This is a genomic window from Siphonobacter sp. SORGH_AS_0500 (assembly GCF_002838835.1).
GTDB lineage: Bacteria > Bacteroidota > Bacteroidia > Cytophagales > Spirosomataceae > Siphonobacter.
In genome coordinates this window covers 209274-229839 of the sequence record NZ_NHPP01000002.1, presented here as the reverse complement: position 1 = coordinate 229839, position 20566 = coordinate 209274, and the positions used below count along the sequence as shown (strand labels likewise).

Below are 20566 nucleotides of genomic sequence, written 5' to 3'. Positions count from 1 at the left end.
AGTAATCCATTTACTGGATTACGGTCTTTATTCTTCTCATCTCCGCCCAATCATTCCTGCTTTATGACGCTACTGAAAACTCTTTCCTGGGGAGTTCTGGCATTGGCTTTGTCTACCGTTTCTTGTACGAAGTCGATTCCTGCCACTTCAAACACTTCATCAACAACTCCTCCCACTGAAAAAAATGAATACATGAATGTAGTTCAGAAAGCTACATTTAAGTATTTCTGGGATTTCGCTCATCCGATTTCCGGCATGGCTCCCGAACGTACTGCAACGCCTAACATTGTTACTACTGGCGGGACTGGCTTTGGAATTATGGGCATCGTCGTAGCCGCCGAACGCCAGTGGATTACTCGCGAACAGGCGGTAGCCCGGGTTCAGAAAATCGCTGACTTTTTGGAAAAATCCGACCGTTTTCACGGAGCCTGGTCCCACTGGCTGGACGGCAATACGGGCAAGGTAGTGCCCTTCGGACAAAAAGATAACGGCGGTGATCTCGTTGAAACGGCTTTTCTCACGAACGGTTTGTTAGTAGCTCGCGAGTACTTCAATAGTACGAATGCAGCCGAGAAAAAACTTCGCAATCAGATTACCCAATTATACGAAGGCGTAGAATGGGACTGGTACGTGCATGATGGCAAACTACGCTGGCACTGGTCCAAGCAATACGGATGGGAAATGAATATGCCCATCGAAGGTTATAATGAGTGTTTAGTTACCTACGTGCTGGCCCTGGGTTCACCTACGCACCCTATTAAGCCAGAAGTATACGAGAACACCTGGAAGCAGTCCAACCATTTTACCAATGGTAATGAGTACATGGGCTACAAGTTGAAGATTGGTTTTCCCTACGGCGGGCCTTTGTTCTTTACCCATTATTCGTACTTAAGTATGGACCCTCGCCAAATGGAGGACAAGCATACCAATTACTGGCAAATGAATCAGGCTCATACCCTGATGAACTGGGCGTACTGTGCCGAGAAAGCTCCAAAAGCTTACGGTTATTCCGAAGAAAACTGGGGACTGACTGCGAGTGACGATTATAACTTCTACGACGCTCACTCACCCACGAACGATAACGGTACCATTACGCCGACCGCCGCTCTTTCCGCTTTCCCCTACTCGCCTTATGAGTCCTGGCAGGCTCTGCGGTATTTCTATTTGAAACAAGGGAATCGTCTCTTCGGGGAATACGGGTTTTATGATGCATTTAATGCTTCTAAGAACTGGTTTTCTAACCAATACCTCGCCATTGATCAGGGACCGATTGTGGTCATGATGGAAAACTACCGAACAGGACTGATCTGGAAAGTAGGCGAACGTATTCAGGAGATCAAACAGGGCTTGCAGAAGATGGGTATTGAAAAGCCCTCCTACCCTACTGGATTTTACGCCTATCAGCCCCACCCTAAAACGGGCGAATGGAGCTTATTAAAGCACACCGATTCAGGATTATTTCCTCTGGATTTTGCCGTTCAGGGGGCCGAACCAGTAAGCCTAGAATTGAAGAATGCTTCGGGAACCGTTATTAAATTACTGGATAATAAGGTTTTAACCCCCGGTACGCATACGCATTCATTTGATGCCCCCTTTGGCAAATACACCGCCACACTTACGCAGGGTTCCGTAAAGAAAACGCTTACGCTGCTTCTGCGATAAGTATGGCAAGGACCGGGTAACTGGTTAATATCAGTTACCCGGTTTTAACAATAATACCTATGAAAAAAACTTCCCTTTTGATACTGGCAGGACTGTTCAGTCTGCAAGTGCAGGCTCAGGATGCCAAAATGGACGCTTTCATTAACAAACTCATGGGCCAGATGACGATCGACGAAAAAATCGGTCAGTTGAATCTGGTTACGCCCGGAGGTTTCACCGCGACGGGAGCTACGGTTTCTCAGAACGTGGAAGAAAATATTAAATCTGGTAAAGTAGGTGGCCTGTTTGGGATTTATGATCCAGCTCTGGTTCGTAAGCCGCAGGAACTCGCTGTTAAGAACTCCCGCCTGCATATCCCACTGCTTTTTGGCCTGGATGTTATTCATGGACATAAAACCAGCTTCCCCATTCCCCTGGCTATTTCAACGAGCTGGGATTTGGAACGCATTGAAAAAAGTGCCCGAATTGCCGCTACCGAAGCTACGGCTGACGGTCTGAACTGGGTCTTTTCACCAATGGTTGACATCGCCCGCGATCCCCGCTGGGGCCGTATTTCAGAAAGCTCCGGGGAAGATCACTACCTCGGTTCACTGATTGCCAAAGCGATGGTGCGGGGGTATCAGGGTAAAGACTGGAAAAGTACCAACACGGTATTAGCCTGCGTCAAACACTTTGCTCTGTACGGAGCAGTCGAAGCCGGACGTGATTATAACACTACCGACATGAGCCGGATCAAGATGTTTGAGTATTACCTGCCGCCTTACAAAGCCGCTGTTGATGCGGGCGTGGCGAGCGTAATGACTTCATTTAACGAAATTGATGCCATTCCTGCTACGGCTAACAAATGGCTAATGACGGATTTACTTCGCAAGCAGTGGGGCTTCAAAGGGCTGGTGGTAACCGATTACACGGCTATTAATGAAATGACGGCTCACGGTTTGGGTGATTTGCAACAGGTATCTGCGAAAGCTCTGAATGCCGGAACGGATATGGACATGGTGGGTGAAGGGTATTTAACCACGCTGAAAAAATCCCTGAAAGAAGGGAAGGTTACTCAGAAGGAAATTGACCTCGCCTGCCGCCGGATTCTGGAAGCCAAGTACAAGTTGGGTTTGTTTGATGATCCCTATCGTTACCTCGACGAAAAACGTCCGGCCAAAGATATTTTCACGGCTGAAAACCGGGCCTTTGCCCGCGAACTGGCCGTTCGGAGTCAGGTATTATTGAAAAACGCCCATCAGACCTTACCGCTGAAAAAGTCGGGCTCCATTGCTCTGGTTGGACCTTTAGCGAATGATCGTAAGAATATGCTCGGTACCTGGAACATCGCGGGCGACTGGAAAAAAGCCGTTACCGTAGCCGAAGGTATTACGAATGTAGCGGGCGAAAAGGTAAAGATTAACTACGCCAAGGGAGCCAATTTCACAACGGATACGCTATTGATTAAGCGGTTGAACGCTCAGAATGGTTTGGTAGACGTAGATCCCCGTTCCCCTGAAGCCATGATTGAAGAAGCGGTTCAGGCGGCTCAGAAGTCGGATATTATTGTAGCGGTTGTTGGGGAAGCCCAGGAAATGTCAGGCGAGGCCTCCAGCCGTTCGGACATCGGTATTCCCGATAATCAGAAAGACTTACTGAAAGCTTTGAAAAAGACGGGCAAGCCTCTGGTGGTGGTGTTAATGAGTGGTCGTCCCTTGACCTTAACCTGGGAAAACGAAAACGCGGATGCCATGCTGGAAGCCTGGTTTGGTGGAACGGAATCGGGTAATGCCGTGGCGGACGTGCTGTTTGGCAACTATAACCCTTCGGGAAAACTCACGGCCACTTTCCCCCGCAACGTCGGTCAGATTCCGATTTATTACAACCATAAAAACACGGGTCGTCCCTACGAAGGCGTGTTACTGGACAAGTTCAAGTCGCGTTACCTGGACGTTTCCAATGATCCACTCTTTCCTTTCGGTTACGGTTTGAGTTATACAACTTTCAGTTACAGCGATGTCAAGCTGAGTAAATCAACCTTGAAAGGAAACGAAACGCTGAAGGCTACCGTAACCGTCGCTAATACAGGAAAATATGCCGGAGAAGAAGTCGTTCAGCTTTACCTCAGCGATCCTGTTGCGAGTGTGACCCGGGCAGTTAAGGATTTGAAAGGTTTTCAGAAAATCAGTTTAAAACCCGGCGAAAGCAAAGACGTAACATTTGACATTACTCCCGAACAGCTCAAATTCTATAACAGCGATTTGAAGTACGATTGGGAAGCCGGTGAATTTCACGTTCACATTGGAACGAACTCCAGCGAAGTGAAAACGGCGAAAATCACCTGGAATAAATAGTGTGTATATAGTTCATCATAGATGTGCCTGATTGCCTAGATGCCAGCTAGCTTAGCTGGCATCTTTTGTTAAGTATTGTTTTCAGGATTTTAAGTCAAATTAGGTAGAAATACTTTTATTTTTGGACTTACAACTGGAAACCTCATGTTACTGGCTACCCCCCAAAACCGAAGAGAAATCCTTGAAACCTTAAATCAGGCTTTCTATACCAATAATCATTTAAACTGGCTGGCAACCGGAAAAACGCAGGCTTCCAAACGGATTCAGCCGCTCGTTGCTTACACTTTTGATTATGGCATTCGGCACGGAAAAGTCTTTTCTACCCCCCAGCAGGAAGGCGTAGCATCTGGAAACGATACCCAGCGAAAGGGGATTTTTTGCGGGATTCGCTTTTGAGTCTTCAATTAGTGAGTCAGCTAGGGCTAGCACCCATTCCCCGCATTTTGAAAACGGAAGCTTACGTCGAGAAGCAACGCTCCCAATACCCTTACCTCTACCTGTGGATGCTGGGCGTTCATCCTCAATTTCAGGGAAAAGGCTTTGCTAGTTCATTACTTGACCCCCTATTACTGGAAGCCCAGAAGGAAGAAATCCCGGTTTTGCTGGAAACCAGTACCCTTCAAAACGTAAGCCTTTATCAACACAAAGGCTTCGAAATCTACCATGAATATCAGCCCAGTCGGGAGTTAACCATTTACTTTTTGCGGAAAGATCCCTCATAAGCCATTGGTTTCGTTGCCCATCTCAATAGTATAAACCCAAGTAGTCCTGCTGTAAATGAGGTCAGAATAATGGATAATTTGGCTCCGTTTAAAAATTCAGGATTGCTGAAGGAAAGGTTAGTCAAAAAGATGGACATCGTGAACCCAATACCTGCGACTACTCCCGCTCCTGCCATTTGTTTCCAGTTGGTATGCAAGGGCAAAGCAGCCGCTTTCGACTGAATTAATAGAAAAGATGCCAGACTGATACCCAGCGGCTTTCCCAGTAATAAACCCAGAAAAATGCCTAATTCCATCGGTTCCAGCAAGGATTGAAAAGCTTCGGCTGATAAATGGATCGTGGTATTAGCCAGAGCAAAAAGGGGCAGTAATAAGTAGTTAACGGGTTTGTTCAAACGATGTTCCAGCCCCGAAATAGCCTCCAGCGGAATGGTAAAAGCCAGAATAACACCTGCCAGAGTAGCGTGGATTCCTGACTGAAGAATGCAGTACCATAGTATAATTCCCAAAAACCAGTGAGCATATAAGGTTCTGATTTTCAGTCGACTTAATACAATCAAAACCGTAGTAATAGCAGCAGCAAGGCCCAGATAGACCCATTGCAATTGTTCAGTGTAGAAAAAAGCAATAATCAGAATGGCTCCGAGGTCGTCAATAATGGCCAGAGCCGTTAGAAAGACCTTCAACCCTAGCGGCACCCGATTTCCTACTAACGAGAGCACGGCCAGTGAAAAAGCAATGTCCGTAGAGGTGGGAATAGCCCAGCCGCTGGCTGCTGCCGTTCCATGATTGAACGCCAGAAAAATCAGAGCAGGCGTGATTAATCCTCCAAGGGCCGCTACGATGGGTAATAGAGCTTGCTTCATACTGGAAAGCTCCCCTACCTGCAATTCCCGCTTGATTTCTATTCCCACAAGAAAGAAAAAAACGACCATTAAGGCATCATTTACCCACGCTTCAACCGACAAAGCTAAAGACCCCGTTCCTATCGTTGTTTCCCAAAAGTGCAGATAAGATTCTCCCTGACTGGAATTAGTGATTACTAACGAAACCGTCGTCGCCAACAGCAGTAAAATACCCCCTAATTGTCCGTTTTCAGAAAAGGATTTAATGAATTGAGAAGTTTTGAATAGTTGTTTATTCATACGAATGGCTTACGCTTGTTTGGTATCTTTTTGCTTGGTTAATATCATTTTTTAATTTCAACTCAGCCTTTCTTGAAGCTTTTGTTTTTACGGCATGCTCCGTCAAAAATCATTACCAGTCCAACCTACAAGTGTTTACAAAAAATCCAGCCGCTTTGTTAGACAAACGGCTGGATTCATTTTTCAGGTACTACTGAATTAAGGCTTATTAGAGTCTACCACAATGCGTTTATCACGGTTGACTAAATCCCAGGCGGTATAGAATACCAATCGAGCCGTTTTTTCAGCCTTATCGAATTCGATTTTTTCTACGTCATCCGTTGGCCGGTGGTAATCATCGTGAACACCATTGAAGTAGAAAATGATGGGGATTTTCTTCGCCGCAAAGTTGTAGTGATCGGAACGGTAATAAAAACGGTTTACATCGTTAGGATCGTTGAAGGTATAATCCAGATCCATTTTAATGTACTTTTTGTTAGCCTCTTCGTTAATGGCGTGCAATTCCGAAGAAAGCTTATCCGAGCCAATCACGTAAATGTAATCAGGCTTGCCTTCATGAGCCTTGTCAACCCGGCCCACCATGTCAATGTTTAAATCGGCAATAGTATTTTCGAGCGGAATCAGTGGATGATTTACGTAATATTCTGAACCTAGCAGGCCTTTTTCTTCACCCGTTACGGTCATGAACAGAATGCTCCGACGCGGACGGGCTCCTGACTTTGCTGCTTTTGAAAATGCTTCAGCCAGTTCCATAACGCTTACCGTACCCGAACCGTCGTCATTCGCTCCATTATTGATTTTGCCATCTTCCGAAATACCGATGTGATCGTAGTGAGCCGTTACTACCAGTACTTCGTTTTTCTTGTCCGTTCCTTCCAGAAAACCAACCACGTTAGAAGTCTCAATTGGCGTCTGTTTTTCAACTGCTTTCAGGGTAATGGTATGGTTGAGATCCCTTGCTTGCGTCTTACCCGCCATTAAATCAGCCAGTTGCTGATCATCCAGACCTAAAATTTCTTTGGCTAAGCCCTGTTTTAACTGAACGGTTAATAAAGTTGAAGCCGGACGCTCTTCATCCTTGAATGTCAGACGGTTCATTCGGGGCGAGTAGGCCCGCATCCGAGCGTATAATTTATCCGTTTGTTCATCCGAACCGGGAGCGATGGTGACCACGCAACGAGCTCCTTTTTCCTGAAGCAAAGCCATTTTCTTGCGGGAAGCTTCGGGATTTTTTGACCAGGAAGAAGCTTGAGACGTGCCCGAAATCAGGTAAGTCCCATCTTCTTTTTTGGGCTCGCCGGGTAGCATCAACACGGCTTTACCCTTTAAATCCAGACCTTTAAGATCAGAGTATTTCTCGTCGTCAATGCCGTATCCAACAAAAACGATGTCGAGTGTTTCTTCCTTTGAGAAGTTACTTGATCCCGTCACGTAGAAATCCTTGAGGAGTTCTTTTGTTCCGCTGGTCGTCTTCACGTATACGTCTCCCCAGCCTAATTCAACTAATTCCACGGGCTGGAGGTAACTACCGTTAGGGCCAATGCCTTTGAGTCCTAAGCTCTTAAAATGATTGGCAATGTATTCAGCAGCTTTGTGCTGACCACGCGTTCCGGTTCCGCGACCTTCCAGCTCATCCGATGCCAGATAGCTCAGGTGTTTTTTGAGGTCTGCTGCCGTAATAGATGCGGCAAATTTCGTTGGATTCTGAGCCTGAGCAAACGCCAGCGGACTCATTGCCAACAGGGTAAGGAGTTTTTTCATGAAGTGAATCTATGGAAATCAAATCTCTAAAATTAAACGCTTTCGGGCACTTCTGCTATACAAATGAGATGAAAGGTTTCTGCATTGCGTTTTTAGATGCCCTTCAGGCTGTGTATGAATGGCATTTTAGATTACTACCCACAACCTTTCATCCAGAGCGAAGCGAAGGATCTTACTTGTGTTCCCCGGATTTCATCCGGGGCTATCTACATTGAACCCCGCTGGGGTTATTGTTAAAACAGGTTTGCGATAGATAAACTCTAAGGATACATAATTACTTCATCATCAGAGCCTGTCATCCAGAGCGAAGCGAAGGACCTTACTTGGTGCTTCCCCGGATTTCATCCCGGAACAATGTTAGGAACAGAAGTATCATCAATAACCTCAAACCCGCCCCATTCTACCTAAGGTCTCTCACTACGTTCGAGATGACAGAGGTAGAAGTTACTCTTTTCAACCTCTAAAAATTCCCTCTCATTTCTACCCAAACAGTAGACTTACTCCTGCCCTGATTTGCCTTAGGGTTTCTTTTAGGAAAACACAAATTCAACTCCTAATGCCAGAGCTGATAAGCCACTTACTAAATAGTTACCTAAGTATTTACACTCATCCATTCGTATATAAACAGATTTTATTTACTTTACTTCTTTATTTATTTCAATAAAATATATGAATATAACCAAATCATTACTTCTCTTTTGTTCAGCTCTCAGTTCTTCCTGGCTACAGGCACAAGACCTGGGCTGGACTATTACAGCTCAGGATATTAACCCGAACCGTTACTACGGCGTTAGTGTAGCCAATGGAATGATTGGCATTGTTTCTTCGGCCACTCCTCTGAAAGTGAATGATGTCGTTCTGAATGGGACTTTCGACAGCTACGGAAGAGGACGTGTTTCTAACATTCTGAAGGTGTTTGATTTTGCCAATATGGACCTGGAAGTTGATGGTCAGCGAGTGGATCGAACCGGCATTCAGCATTATCAGCAAGAGCTGGATATGAAACACGCTACCCTTACCACCAGCTTTACTTTCGGCAATAAGGTAGTCGTAAAAGAGTCCATTAGGGCTCTCCGGCATTTACCTCATACGGCTTTAATTGATGTTGAAATTCAGGCGAAAGCTGATGTTGAAATTACTCCGCACAGCGTACTATCCTCCCCGGATTTATTAAGGGACGTTGAAAACTTCTATCATACCATTGACCGCCCCCATTCGCTAATTCCTTTGATGACTTCGGTAGCCAAATCGCCCACGGGAAAGCACCTGGTAGCGGCTTCCAACAGCTTTATTTTCAACGAGCCTCGGGGTAAAGAACCCGCTTTGATTCACGAAGAATGGGATTCAGGGCTTCATCGGCTCAAGTTCAGTAAAAAGCTGAAAGCCGGTGAAACTTATCGGTTTAGCATTGTAGGGTCAGTTATCTCCACCGAACATACTCCAGACCCGCATAACGAGGCAGAACGGCTAACCATTTTTGCAGCTCTTGAACGGCGGGATCGGCTAGTTCAGCGTCATAACGAAGCCTGGGATAAGCTTTGGGAGTCGGACATTATCATCGAAGGCGATCCAGAAGCTCAGCGGGCCGCTCGTTTCTCGCTTTATCATCTTTATTCTTTTTGCCGGGAAGGTCAGGCCTACAGTTTATCTCCCATGGGCCTTTCGGGTCTGGGTTATAACGGACATGTATTCTGGGATACCGAAATCTGGATGTATCCCCCCGTTTTACTCATGCACCCAGAAATTGCCAAATCTCTGCTCGAGTATCGATTTGAACGAATGGATGCCGCCCGGCAGAATGCAAAGTCACACGGGTATCAGGGAGTAATGTTCCCCTGGGAATCCGACGATAAAGGACAGGAAGCTACGCCCGTCTGGGCTCTTACGGGACCTTTTCAACATCACATTACTGGCGACGTAGGTTTTGCATTCTGGAAATACTATCAAGTTACCCAGGATAAAATCTGGCTAAAAGACAGAGGCTACCCACTTTTAAAAGAAGTAGCTGACTTCTGGGTGAGTCGGGCGGAAAAAGGAAAGGATGGCAAGTATCACATTATCAATGTAGTCTGTGCGGATGAATGGGCTGAAAACGTGGATGACAATGCGTACACGAACGGCATGGCCCGTGAAGTGTTAAGCTTTGCCAATCAGGCTGCCCGCGAACTGGGCTTCCCAGAAAACAGCCGCTGGAAAGAAGTAGCAGAAGGGTTGGTCATTTATAAATTCCCAGATGGGGTAACGAAAGAATACGCTACCTACAATGGGGAAATCATCAAGCAGGGAGACGTAAACCTGCTGGCTTATCCCATGAAACAAGTAACGGATCCGAAGGACATTAAAAAGGATTTAGATTATTACTGGAAAGTTTTAGCCGATAACCAACCGGGACGTAAGGGGCAATCGCCAGCCATGGCTCACGGCATTTTCTCTATTCTTTATAACCGACTGGGAGAAACGGATAAAGCCTACGAGTTATACATGGATAGTTACAAACCCAATGAGGTTCCTCCGTTTGGTGTATTAGCCGAAACGGCGGGTGGCACCAATCCGTATTTCGCAACGGGTGCAGGTGGCTATCTTCAGACGCTGTTAGCGGGCTTTGGAGGCTTGGATATTACCGACAAGGGTATTATTCAACTGAAAACGCGACTTCCCAAACATTGGAAATCACTTACGTTGAAAGGAATAGGCGTTGATAAAAAAACGTATGTAGTGAAGTAATTCATGAGAAATTGTCCTGAAAAGCCGATGAGCGTTCCTGCTTATCGGCTTTTTTAGTTTCACGGCTCTTCTTTTACCCCATCATGAAATCTAGGGCGGCATATTCTTTTAGTATCTACCCGTATGAAGTGTTGAGTTCAACTCGTTCGGGGCAACGCTTCCTGAGTTATTCAACTTGGGTTAATCAGTAATCAAATCTACTATTCATCGTTTTTGAGATCATGGCTTCCAATACCACAAAACATACCTTCAAAATCGGAGGTGCATTTGAAGTGAATCGCCTGGGCTACGGCGGAATGCAATTAACAGGCAGCGGCGTCTGGGGCGATGCTCCTGACCGTGAAAAAGCTAAAAAAGTATTACAAACTGCGGTTGAATCCGGTCTTAACTTTATTGATACGGCTGATTCATACGGGCCGCACACCAACGAAGTGCTTATTGCGGAGGCTCTGTATCCGTACAAAGAAGGCTTAGTAATCGCCACTAAAGGCGGACTAGAACGAACCGGTCCTAACCAATGGCCCGTCAATGGGCACCCGGATCATATTCGGGAAGCAATTGAGGGCAGTTTGCAACGCCTGAAACTGGACGTGATTGACCTCTGGCAATTGCACCGTTTTGACCCCAAAGTTCCCGTAGAAGAAACGCTCGGGCCAGTTGTAGACGCGGTGAAGGCGGGAAAAATCAAGCACGTCGGTTTATCCGAAGTAGGCATTGATCAGATCAAGCAGGCAGAGAAGGTGGTTCCTATTGTCTCTGTTCAAAACTTGTATAACCTCGGTGACCGCCATTGGGAGGATGTACTGGACTATACCACCGAACGCAACATGGCTTTCATCCCCTGGTTTCCGCTGGCTTCGGGACCGGATAAAATGAAAGAGAAAATTCAGGAAATCGCTCAGAAACACGAAGCAACTACCGCCCAAATCGCTTTGGCCTGGTTACTGAAACGAGCCCCGAATATTCTATTAATTCCCGGAACGAGTTCAGTTGAACATTTACTGGAAAATCTAAAGGCTTCAGAAATTGAGTTAACCGACGACGAATTTCAAACGCTTTCCGCGTAACATCATAACCACGAAGAGCAGACTTCTGCCTCTTCTGGTGGTTAATAAGAATTGTCGATTTACCGCGTTTCCCAGATCAGCATGGTTATACGTTAACGAGTAACCAGTTTGTCAATAGAGACTAGACGCGATCAATCGGCGTCTCTACTATTAATGTTTAGCGAAGCTTCACCTGCAACTTTAAAGGCCAAATTTTGAATAAACATTACCTACGCTAATCCGTTGAATTTATTAAGTAAAACCCATTTCAAGTCCTCTTTGTGCTTGAAATGAATCTCTTCCCGCACTGAAGAATTGTCTTACATAATCCTTTTTTATGAAAACGAGCAAAAAAAAGGTTGAAAACGAAGCCCGGCGTGATTTCCTCAAGCAATCGTCCGTGCTGTCTGCATTAGTTCTTTCTCCGGGCAAAGCCGTACAAGATCCCAAATGGGATGAAAAAGTGGCCGCCCCTTTCGAAAAAGTCGCGTTAAAACTGGAAGTGAACGGTGTAAAACACAACCTTAGCGTTGAGCCTCGCACCACTCTGCTGGATTTATTACGCGAGCAGTTACACCTGACGGGCACCAAAAAAGGCTGCGATTTTGGTCAATGCGGAGCCTGTACCGTTCATTCAGATGGTCAGCGAGTCAATTCCTGCCTGACATTAGCCGTTACTGAAGACGGAAAGAAGATCACTACCATTGAAGGCATTTCGAAAGGGGATGACTTACACCCAATGCAGGAAGCCTTCATCAAACACGATGGTTTTCAGTGTGGGTATTGCACCCCGGGTCAGATCATGTCCGGCATTGCCTGCATTCGCGAAGGGCATGCTGATACCGAAGATGAAATTCGGGAATACATGAGCGGAAATATTTGCCGCTGTGGAGCTTATCCCAACATCGTCGATGCGATTATGGAAGTGAAGAAAGGAGGACAAACGGTATGAAAGCCTTTCAATACGTCCGAAGCACCACGGCCAAATCGGCCATCGAGGCCTTAGCCAAAGACCCCTCAGCCATGTTTCTCGCCGGAGGAACCAATCTGGTAGATTTAATGAAACGCGGGGTTACCGAGCCAGATAAACTGATTGACATCAGTCGGTTACCCTATACTAAAATTGAAAAAGAAAGTTCGGGCGTTCGCATCGGAGCGATGGCATTGAATAGCCAGGTTGCCGATGATAAGCTGATTCAGGAAAAATGGCCTTTACTTTCGCTGGCTCTGAACGCCGGAGCGTCGGCTCAGTTACGCAATAAGGCGACGGTAGGTGGAAATATGCTACAGCGAACCCGCTGCGGCTATTTTTATGATACTGAAATGGATTGCAACAAACGTCAGCCCGGCTCAGGCTGTGGAGCCAAAGAAGGCTATAACCGAATGCACGCCATTTTTGGTACCAGCGAACATTGCATTGCCGTACATCCCAGCGACATGTGCATTGCCCTGGCCGCTCTGGATGCCACCGTTATTGTACAGGGGCCTAAAGGCGAACGTAAAATTCCATTTGCCGACTTTCACCGCCTTCCCGGCGATCATCCTGAAAAAGATAATACGCTGGAAAAGGGAGAGTTAATAACTGCTGTCACCCTCCCCGACTCGCCCTATGCCAAGAACGTTCATTACCTCAAAGTCCGCGACCGTACGTCTTACGCCTTTGCTTTGGTATCGGTTGCGGCGGCTCTGGAGCTAGATGGGAAGACGATTAAGTCGGCCCGGCTGGCCATGGGCGGCGTCGCTCATAAGCCCTGGCGATTGCTGGAAGCAGAAAAGGCTTTGGTAGGTCAAACCGTATCGGAAGCCACGTTCCAGAAAGCGGCTGAAGTCGCCATGACTGGAGCTAAAGGCTATGAGTACAACTCATTTAAACTGAAACTAGCCCCCAATTCCATAGTCGAAGCACTCAAAATCGCCGCTGGCTTAACCGCATGATCGTATGAAAAATAAAGACGAAAAGATCGGCGGACGTATGAGTCGCGTCGATGCTGTGTTGAAAGTAACTGGAGGAGCTACTTATTTTGCTGAATACGAAGTCCCGAATCTGACTTATGGCGTGCTGGTACCCAGCACCATAACCCGAGGTCGGATTAAAAATATTGATACAAAAAAAGCCGAAAGTGCTCCGGGTGTTCTAGTCGTACTTACGCATGTAAACGCACCCAAAGTTCCAGCCTATGAAGCGAAAGAGCCCAGCAAGACCAGCTCGGGTCGTGGGCCAGGCATGATGGCTTTTCACAATGATGAAATCCATTTCAACGGTCAGCCTATTGCAATGGTTGTTGCCGATACATTTGAACGGGCAACTTACGCGGCGTCCTTAGTGAAGGCTGAGTATCAGGAGCAAAAACACCAGACCGACTTAAAAGCGAACCTCGCCAAAGGTAACGTACCCAAGACCAACAAGTCTTTGCAGGATTATCAGCGGGGCGAGAAAGATGCGTACAAAACCGCTCCGGTAAATCTGGAAGAAGAATATGTCCTACCTAGCGAGGTTCATAACCCCATGGAGTTACACGGGATTCTGGCTCAGTGGGATGGGCCGGACAAACTTACCGTTTACGCCAAAACGCAAGGCGTAAAGATGACGCAGCAGGTCATTGCAGAAACCTTTAAGCTGCCGAAAGAGAACGTGCAGGTGCATTCGCAATTTGTAGGCGGAGCCTTTGGGATGTCTCTTCGGGTATGGCCCCACGAAATTGCTACGATTCTGGCCGCGAAAAAGGTGAACCGTCCGGTAAAGCTGGTTATAACTCGCAATGAAATGTTCACCATTGCTGGTTATCGTCCTCATACGCACCAGAAGATTGGTATTGGAGCGACGAAAGACGGAAAAATAGTAGGCATTTCGCATTGGGCGAATGTGCAGAATAGTAATTACGAGGAGTTTACGGAAGCGACGGTAGCCATGACCAAGTTCATGTACCAGATCCCGAACGTAAATACGACTTATCGCGTAGTGCCACTGGATATTTGCTCGCCCATTCCCATGCGTGGTCCCGGCGAAGCAACGGGGGCATTTGCCCTGGAATCGGCCATTGATGAGTTATCCTATGCTCTGGATGTCGATCCCATTGAATTACGTATCATGAATTATCCGGAAAAAGATCCGGAACGGGATTTACCCTGGTCAAGTAACTACGTTCGAGAAGCGTATAAAATGGGGGCGGATAAAATTGGCTGGTCGAATCGAAGTAATCAACCAAAAGCCAAAATGGAAGATGGCATGTGGGTGGGTTATGGCATGGCCACGGGCACCTTTGGAGCCCATCGTCGGCCCGCCACGGCCCGAGCCTGCCTAAATGCCAACGGAACGTTACTAGTGCAGAGTGCCGCCAGTGATATTGGTCCCGGTACTGGAACGGCTATGGTTCAGATTGCGGCAGATGTGATGGGCATTCCAGCTAATCGAATCAAATTCGAACTGGGTGAATCCAATTTACCCGATGCCCCGATTCAGGGTGGTTCGGCAACAGTGGCTTCCGTAGGTTCAGCCGTACACGAAGCCTGTATAGAGTTACGGCAAAAGCTGGTGGAACTTTCAGGGAATGCCTTGAAAAATGCGAAAGTCGATACGTTGGTCTACGAGGATGGAAAAATCAATTCACCCAAAGACCGCTCGGCCAGCATTACGTATGCTGAAGTATTGAAGCGAAATAACTTACCGAAACTGGAAGTAACCAAAGAGTCCAAACTGAGCGAAGACCAGCAGAAGAAATTTGCGATGTATTCCTTTTCAGTCCATTTCGTGAAAGTACATGTGCATCCCACCACGGGCGTTGTAAAAGTAAAACACGCCGTAGCTCTGGCCGATGCGGGAACCATCGTAAACCATAAAACAGCCAGCAGCCAGATGATGGGCGGAGCCGTCGGTGGCATTGGCATGGCGTTAACCGAAGAGGCCGTGATTGACCACCGTTTTGGACGTTACGTCAATAATAACTTCGCCGATTATCACGTCCCCGTCAATGCCGACGTTCCTGAGGTAGATGTATTATTCGTGGATAAAAAAGATCCGTATACCACACCTATGGGTTCGAAAGGTCTAGGTGAAATCGCCATTATTGGCATGGCTCCGGCTATCGCCAATGCCGTTTATAACGCCACCGGGAAACGGATTAGAGAGTTACCTATTACGCCTGATAAGTTGATTTAGTTGTTAGTTAAAAAAATAAAAAGGTACAGCATTACTAGTGCTGTACCTTTTTATTTTTTTATGGTAGAGACGTCTATTTATCGCGTCTCCTACTCGGATTATGATAATTTTCAGGATTAGCTAATTACTTGCCAACAACATAGCCATCTAAATTAGAACGTGGTAGAAGCTATTAATGGACCTCTCTACATATTAAGCGACCATTAGAAGAGGCCGTCGTGCACAAGGGATGTCTCTTCTAAAACCCATCCCCTAACAACTATTTCATAGCCATATCACCCGCACGAATTTTCGCTCCTACTTTCTGTACATCCTTCATTACCCGGAAGAAGTTTTCGCCCCAGATTTTCTTCAAATCTCTCTCCGTATAACCCCGACGAACCATTTCGATAGTCAGATTTGGATATTCGGCAATATCAAAGCAATCAGCCAGATACCCTCCCCCATCATAATCACCACCGATACCTACGTGGTCAACACCCATGATTTTCACGAAATGATCCAAATGGTCAATCGCGTCTTTCACTGTCGCCAGCGGTACTGGAAACTTCTTGTTCAATTCCCGCATTTCAGTACGCATGGCCTTCATCTGTTCGTCTGACATGGCTCCGCCCGAAGTATACTTCTTCCGAATATCCGCTACTGCTGCTTCGCGTTCGGGATTTTTAGGACTTGCTTTAATGTAACTGCTTAATAAATTCAGTTGCACCACGCCCCCCTTTTTAGCAATAGCCCGGAGTAAATCGTCATTCAAATTCCGGGGATGATCCAGCACGGCGTAAGCATCCGAGTGCGTTGCTACAATGGGAGCTTTAGATAACTTAATCAAATCCCAGACGGTGCTGTCGGACAAGTGAGAAATGTCGATCATCATGCCCAGACGATTCATTTCAGCAACCACCTTTTCTCCGAAAGGACTCAAGCCGTTAAACTCCGGTCCTTTGGGGTCCGTTGATGAATCGCAAATGTCATTATTGGAAGAATGACAGAGCGTCATGTACCGAGCTCCGCGATCGTAGAATTTCTGAATATAGGATAGATCGTTACCGATCTGATACCCGTTTTCAACGCCGATAAAAATCGAGCTTTTTCCCGCTTTTTCCAGAGCCAAGGCCTCTTCCTGCGTCGTTACAATCTTACCCATTTCCGGGTGACGGTTGATCTGGGCGTACATGGAATCCAGAATGGTCATCGCCATCTTCTGAACTTTCGCGTTTGCCTCCGGCGTGCGTGGTCCCTGTCCCTGATATACCGCAAAGAAGATACCATCTACACTACCCTTTTTCATGCGGGGAAAGTCGATTTTAGAATCGGGCAGTTTCCCATCTTTGCTATTATCCTTCGAAATATCAAAATCTTTCCCCACCATCCGCATGGGCGTATCGGCGTGTGTGTCGAGTGTGAAAACCTTAGCGTGAATCTTCTTGGCTTTTTCGATGAGCTTGGCATCATCTTGAGCCCATAAGGTCTGACCAAGGCACACCAGCGGCAACGCAAGGAAAATCTTCTTCATATTCGTTGGGAAAAAAGTGTATAACTATATCGCAAATTTCATCAGCAATGTAATAATATTCTGCGAGGTATGAACTTAGCCACATGAGCATATCGATCATTCCCGAAAGTATGAAGATAAGTTCCTGAAGTGAAGCGATTCAATTTTTGGGTAGGGATGTCCTGAATAAGATCGTCTATTCCGTAAAGCTTTTTCATTTTTTTGAGCGATTCTTTTACCAGCCTCTTCATTTGATACGTTGAACTAGTAATTCAATGAACTATGAAGTATACCTGCGTTACCAGTAAAAGAAAATGAACTGTCCTACTACTTCGCTGGGGTTTCGACAAGGGCTGTTTCAGGAATCCAACAAATAATGAACAAAAGTCTAGCCATAACGTTAGAACATGAAAAGATTCATTACGCTGAAAATGACCCGATAAATCTATCTAAACCTGTTCTTTATTCATCCAATCACTCATTCGTTATGCATTACCCTTAGCCCGTTGAGCAAGCTCTTTTCAGGCCGTTTTTCTTACAATTGGAAATCGCGTTTTCTATAGCTATACTTTTTTGGCGGAAATTTTCAGGAAAATTCAGAAAATTTTCCGTCTCAGTCTTTTGCAACCCCTAACTTTGCCCAATTATTCGAGCAGTTTTTCTGATATGGACCAATATTCTTATATCGCCAATGCGGACGTGGATTACATTTCCGACTTGTACGATAAATACCAACAAGACCCAACCAGTGTAGACACCAGTTGGCAAAACTTCTTCAAAGGCTACGATTTCTCTGTTCTTTACGGTGAAAAAGGTGATTCTGCCGCAGTAGCTCCTTCTTCAAACGGCAACGGACAAGCCAAACCCGCCGACGCAGGTATTATTGCAAAGGAAGGCTCCGTTTTAAGCCTGATCAAAGCCTATCGCTCTCGCGGTCACTTATTGGCTAAAACTAACCCTCTGGGTTACGAGCGTGACCTGGAAGCCCGCTTAACTTTAGAAGACTATAAACTTTCTGAAAAAGACCTCGATACCGTTTTTGAAGCAGGTCATTTTCTTTTAGGCCGTTCGGCGACGCTTCGCGAGATCATGGCTGCCCTCGAAAAAATTTACGCTGGTAACATCGGTTTCGAGTACATGTACGTTCGGAACATGGTTGAAAAAGAGTGGCTGCGTAATAAAATTGAAAAAGCAGCTCTGGTTTTCGATCCTACAAAAGAAGAAAAAGAACGTATTCTAAAGAAACTAAACGAAGCAGTAACCTTCGAGCAGTTTCTTCATACCAAGTTTTTAGGCCAGAAACGTTTCTCGCTGGAAGGTGGCGAGGCAACGATTCCTTCGCTCGATACGATCATTAATACTTCCGCCGATCTGGGTGTAGAAGAAGTAATGATCGGGATGGCCCACCGGGGCCGTCTGAACGTCTTGGTGAACATCATGCACAAGTCGTACGACGAGATCATCAGTGGTTTCGTGGGACAAGTGCCGGAGCTGGAAGATACCCTGCCTAACGATATTAACTTCGGCGGTGACGTGAAGTATCACCTGGGTTATTCCAGCACGCACAGAACGCCATCGGGTAAAGATGTAGCTTAAAGCTGGCTCCTAACCCTTCTCACTTAGAGACGGTTAACCCTGTAGTAGAAGGTTTCGTACGTAGCCGTGCGGATGGAATTTTCGCAGGTGATTACGATAAAGTAATGCCGATCCTGATTCATGGAGACGCCGCCGTTGCCGGTCAGGGCATTGTTTACGAAGTAACCCAAATGGCGAAACTTCCCGCCTACAAAACGGGTGGTACCATTCACTTCGTGATTAATAACCAGATTGGTTTCACCACGGACTCGGTAGAAGGCCGTTCGGCTATTTACTGTACGGACATCGCGAAAATCATCGATGCTCCCGTATTCCACGTGAATGGTGACGATCCAGAAGCCGTTATGTTCGTTTCGAAAATGGCCGTTGAATACCGTCAGGAATTCAACCAGGACGTTTTCATTAACATGATTTGCTACCGTCGCTGGGGTCATAATGAGTCGGACGAGCCTTCGTTCACGCAGCCCACGATGTACTCTCAGATCAAACTGCACAAGAACGTTCTGGAGTTATATAACGAACAACTCGTAAGCCGTGGCAAAGTAGACGCGAAGCTGGCGAAGAGCATGGAAGCGGAATTCAAGCAATTCCTCCAGGATCGTCTGGATGGGGTGAAACAGGCTGAAGCTCCCGTTTTCCATCCGTTGAAATTAGACGAAGAGTGGAAGAAACTTCGCTATGGTTCGGCGGAAGATTTCGAGCAATCGCCCGTAACTGCTATTTCCCGCGAAACAGTCGATAAAATTTTCACGGCCTTAACCACGCTTCCCGAAGGTTTCAAGCCCCTGAAACAGATTGATAAACTCATTACCGACCGTAAAAAACTGTTACAGGATAACGGTCAGGTTAACTGGGCTACGGCTGAATTAATGGCCTACGGCTCCCTATTACTGGAAGGTAAAAACGTTCGGATGACGGGTCAGGATGTGCAACGCGGTACGTTTAGTCACCGTCATGCCGTTCTTCACGATGCCGAAACGAACAAGACGTATACGCAGATTAATAACATTCAGGAAGGTCAGGAGCAGATGGAAATCTTCAACTCCCTGCTTTCTGAGTACGGTGTTTTAGGTTTTGAGTTTGGTTATTCCATGGCCAACGCTCACGCTCTGGTCATCTGGGAAGCTCAGTTTGGTGATTTTGCTAACGGTGCTCAGATTATTATTGACCAATTTGTAAGTTCCTGCGAATCCAAGTGGGGTCTGCAAAATGGTCTGGTGATGTTATTACCTCACGGGTACGAAGGTCAGGGTCCCGAGCACTCAAATGCCCGCCCCGAACGCTTCCTGCAGTTGTGCGGCGATTACAACATGGTAGTCGCAAACGTAACGACGCCAGCGAACATCTTCCACCTGATGCGGAGACAATTAACCTGGGACTTCCGTAAGCCGCTGGTTATCATGTCCCCCAAGTCGATGTTACGTCACCCGCTGAACGTTTCTCCGATTGAAGATCTGACTACAGGTGGTTTCAAAGAAGTAATCGGCGATACCTTTGTTGATCCGAAGAAAGTGAAAAAGGTATTACTCTGTACGGGTAAAATCTATTACGATCTGCTGGACAAACAACAGAAAGATGGTCGCAACGATGTAGCCATCATTCGGGTTGAACAACTACACCCGCTACCGTTGAAACAAATTCAGCAGGAGTTGGCGAAGTTCTCGAAAGCCAAAATTTACTGGGTTCAGGAAGAGCCTAAAAATATGGGTTACTGGACTTATATTTTACGTGAATTTGGTTGTGGCCAGTTAGACGTAATTTCGCGTAAAACTTCGGCTTCACCCGCTACAGGTTTCTTAAAGACCCACAGCGAAGAACAGGCCGCCTTAATTCAGGAAGCTTTTGCTTAATAACTAACGAGCCGGATTCAGGGAAACTTCTGAATCCGGCCATTTTGATTATATAATAAGAACGAATCCTCCCTTCGGG

Annotated in this window: 12 protein-coding genes and 1 pseudogene; 10 read left to right on the top strand and 3 right to left on the bottom strand. The window is 46.4% G+C overall.

The window, feature by feature from the left end; genetic code table 11:
- Positions 1 to 63 precede the first annotated feature (63 nt).
- From BWI96_RS03070 to BWI96_RS03055, 4 genes are all read left to right on the top strand, one after another.
- On the top strand, positions 64 to 1662 hold the full coding sequence (locus tag BWI96_RS03070) for a glucoamylase family protein (RefSeq protein WP_106635224.1): 1599 nt from the start codon (positions 64 to 66) through the stop codon (positions 1660 to 1662).
- Positions 1663 to 1721: 59 nt separating this feature from the next.
- The gene (gene bglX, locus BWI96_RS03065) at positions 1722 to 3995 is read left to right on the top strand and encodes a beta-glucosidase BglX (RefSeq protein WP_106635223.1); all 2274 of its coding nucleotides are present in this window, start codon (positions 1722 to 1724) and stop codon (positions 3993 to 3995) included.
- A gap of 144 nt (positions 3996 to 4139) precedes the next feature.
- Positions 4140 to 4391: a hypothetical protein gene (locus tag BWI96_RS03060; RefSeq protein WP_106635222.1), complete on the top strand. Its 252-nt coding sequence runs from the start codon at positions 4140 to 4142 to the stop codon at positions 4389 to 4391.
- Positions 4373 to 4717 (top strand): N-acetyltransferase, encoded by a 345-nt coding sequence (locus BWI96_RS03055; RefSeq protein ID WP_198555127.1) that lies wholly within the window; start codon positions 4373 to 4375, stop codon positions 4715 to 4717. Before BWI96_RS03060 ends, BWI96_RS03055 begins: the two co-directional genes overlap by 19 nt.
- On the opposite strand, the gene nhaA is transcribed toward BWI96_RS03055, so the two are convergent.
- Together nhaA and BWI96_RS03045 are read right to left on the bottom strand one after the other, a co-directional pair.
- Positions 4690 to 5862 carry a Na+/H+ antiporter NhaA gene (nhaA, locus tag BWI96_RS03050; protein ID WP_106635220.1) on the bottom strand — a complete coding sequence of 391 codons (1173 nt, stop codon included), beginning with the start codon at positions 5860 to 5862 and terminating at the stop codon, positions 4690 to 4692. The genes BWI96_RS03055 and nhaA overlap by 28 nt on opposite strands.
- Before the next feature lie 198 nt (positions 5863 to 6060).
- Positions 6061 to 7623: a M28 family peptidase gene (locus BWI96_RS03045; RefSeq protein ID WP_106635219.1), complete on the bottom strand. Its 1563-nt coding sequence runs from the start codon at positions 7621 to 7623 to the stop codon at positions 6061 to 6063.
- Between the two features lie 669 nt (positions 7624 to 8292).
- On the opposite strand from BWI96_RS03045, the gene BWI96_RS03040 reads away from it, so the two are divergent.
- The 5 genes from BWI96_RS03040 to BWI96_RS03020 all read left to right on the top strand — a co-directional run bounded on the left by BWI96_RS03040 (position 8293) and on the right by BWI96_RS03020 (position 15549).
- Positions 8293 to 10347, top strand: coding sequence for a glycoside hydrolase family 65 protein (locus BWI96_RS03040; protein WP_106635218.1), 2055 nt, complete (start codon positions 8293 to 8295; stop codon positions 10345 to 10347).
- A gap of 221 nt (positions 10348 to 10568) precedes the next feature.
- The gene (locus BWI96_RS03035) at positions 10569 to 11414 is read left to right on the top strand and encodes an aldo/keto reductase (protein ID WP_106635217.1); all 846 of its coding nucleotides are present in this window, start codon (positions 10569 to 10571) and stop codon (positions 11412 to 11414) included.
- 316 nt (positions 11415 to 11730) lie between these two features.
- Positions 11731 to 12345, top strand: coding sequence for a (2Fe-2S)-binding protein (locus tag BWI96_RS03030; protein WP_106635216.1), 615 nt, complete (start codon positions 11731 to 11733; stop codon positions 12343 to 12345).
- Positions 12342 to 13328: a xanthine dehydrogenase family protein subunit M gene (locus BWI96_RS03025; RefSeq protein ID WP_106635215.1), complete on the top strand. Its 987-nt coding sequence runs from the start codon at positions 12342 to 12344 to the stop codon at positions 13326 to 13328. Before BWI96_RS03030 ends, BWI96_RS03025 begins: the two co-directional genes overlap by 4 nt.
- Positions 13329 to 13332: 4 nt before the next feature.
- A complete protein-coding gene (locus BWI96_RS03020; protein WP_106635214.1) occupies positions 13333 to 15549 on the top strand; it encodes a xanthine dehydrogenase family protein molybdopterin-binding subunit in 2217 nt (738 codons plus the stop codon).
- A 259-nt stretch (positions 15550 to 15808) separates the two neighbouring features.
- On the opposite strand, the gene BWI96_RS03015 is transcribed toward BWI96_RS03020, so the two are convergent.
- Positions 15809 to 17062, bottom strand: coding sequence for a dipeptidase (locus BWI96_RS03015; protein ID WP_106635213.1), 1254 nt, complete (start codon positions 17060 to 17062; stop codon positions 15809 to 15811).
- A gap of 645 nt (positions 17063 to 17707) precedes the next feature.
- Between BWI96_RS03015 and BWI96_RS03010 the strand changes: the two are divergent.
- A pseudogene (locus BWI96_RS03010) lies at positions 17708 to 20487 on the top strand (2-oxoglutarate dehydrogenase E1 component).
- Positions 20488 to 20566 lie beyond the last annotated feature (79 nt).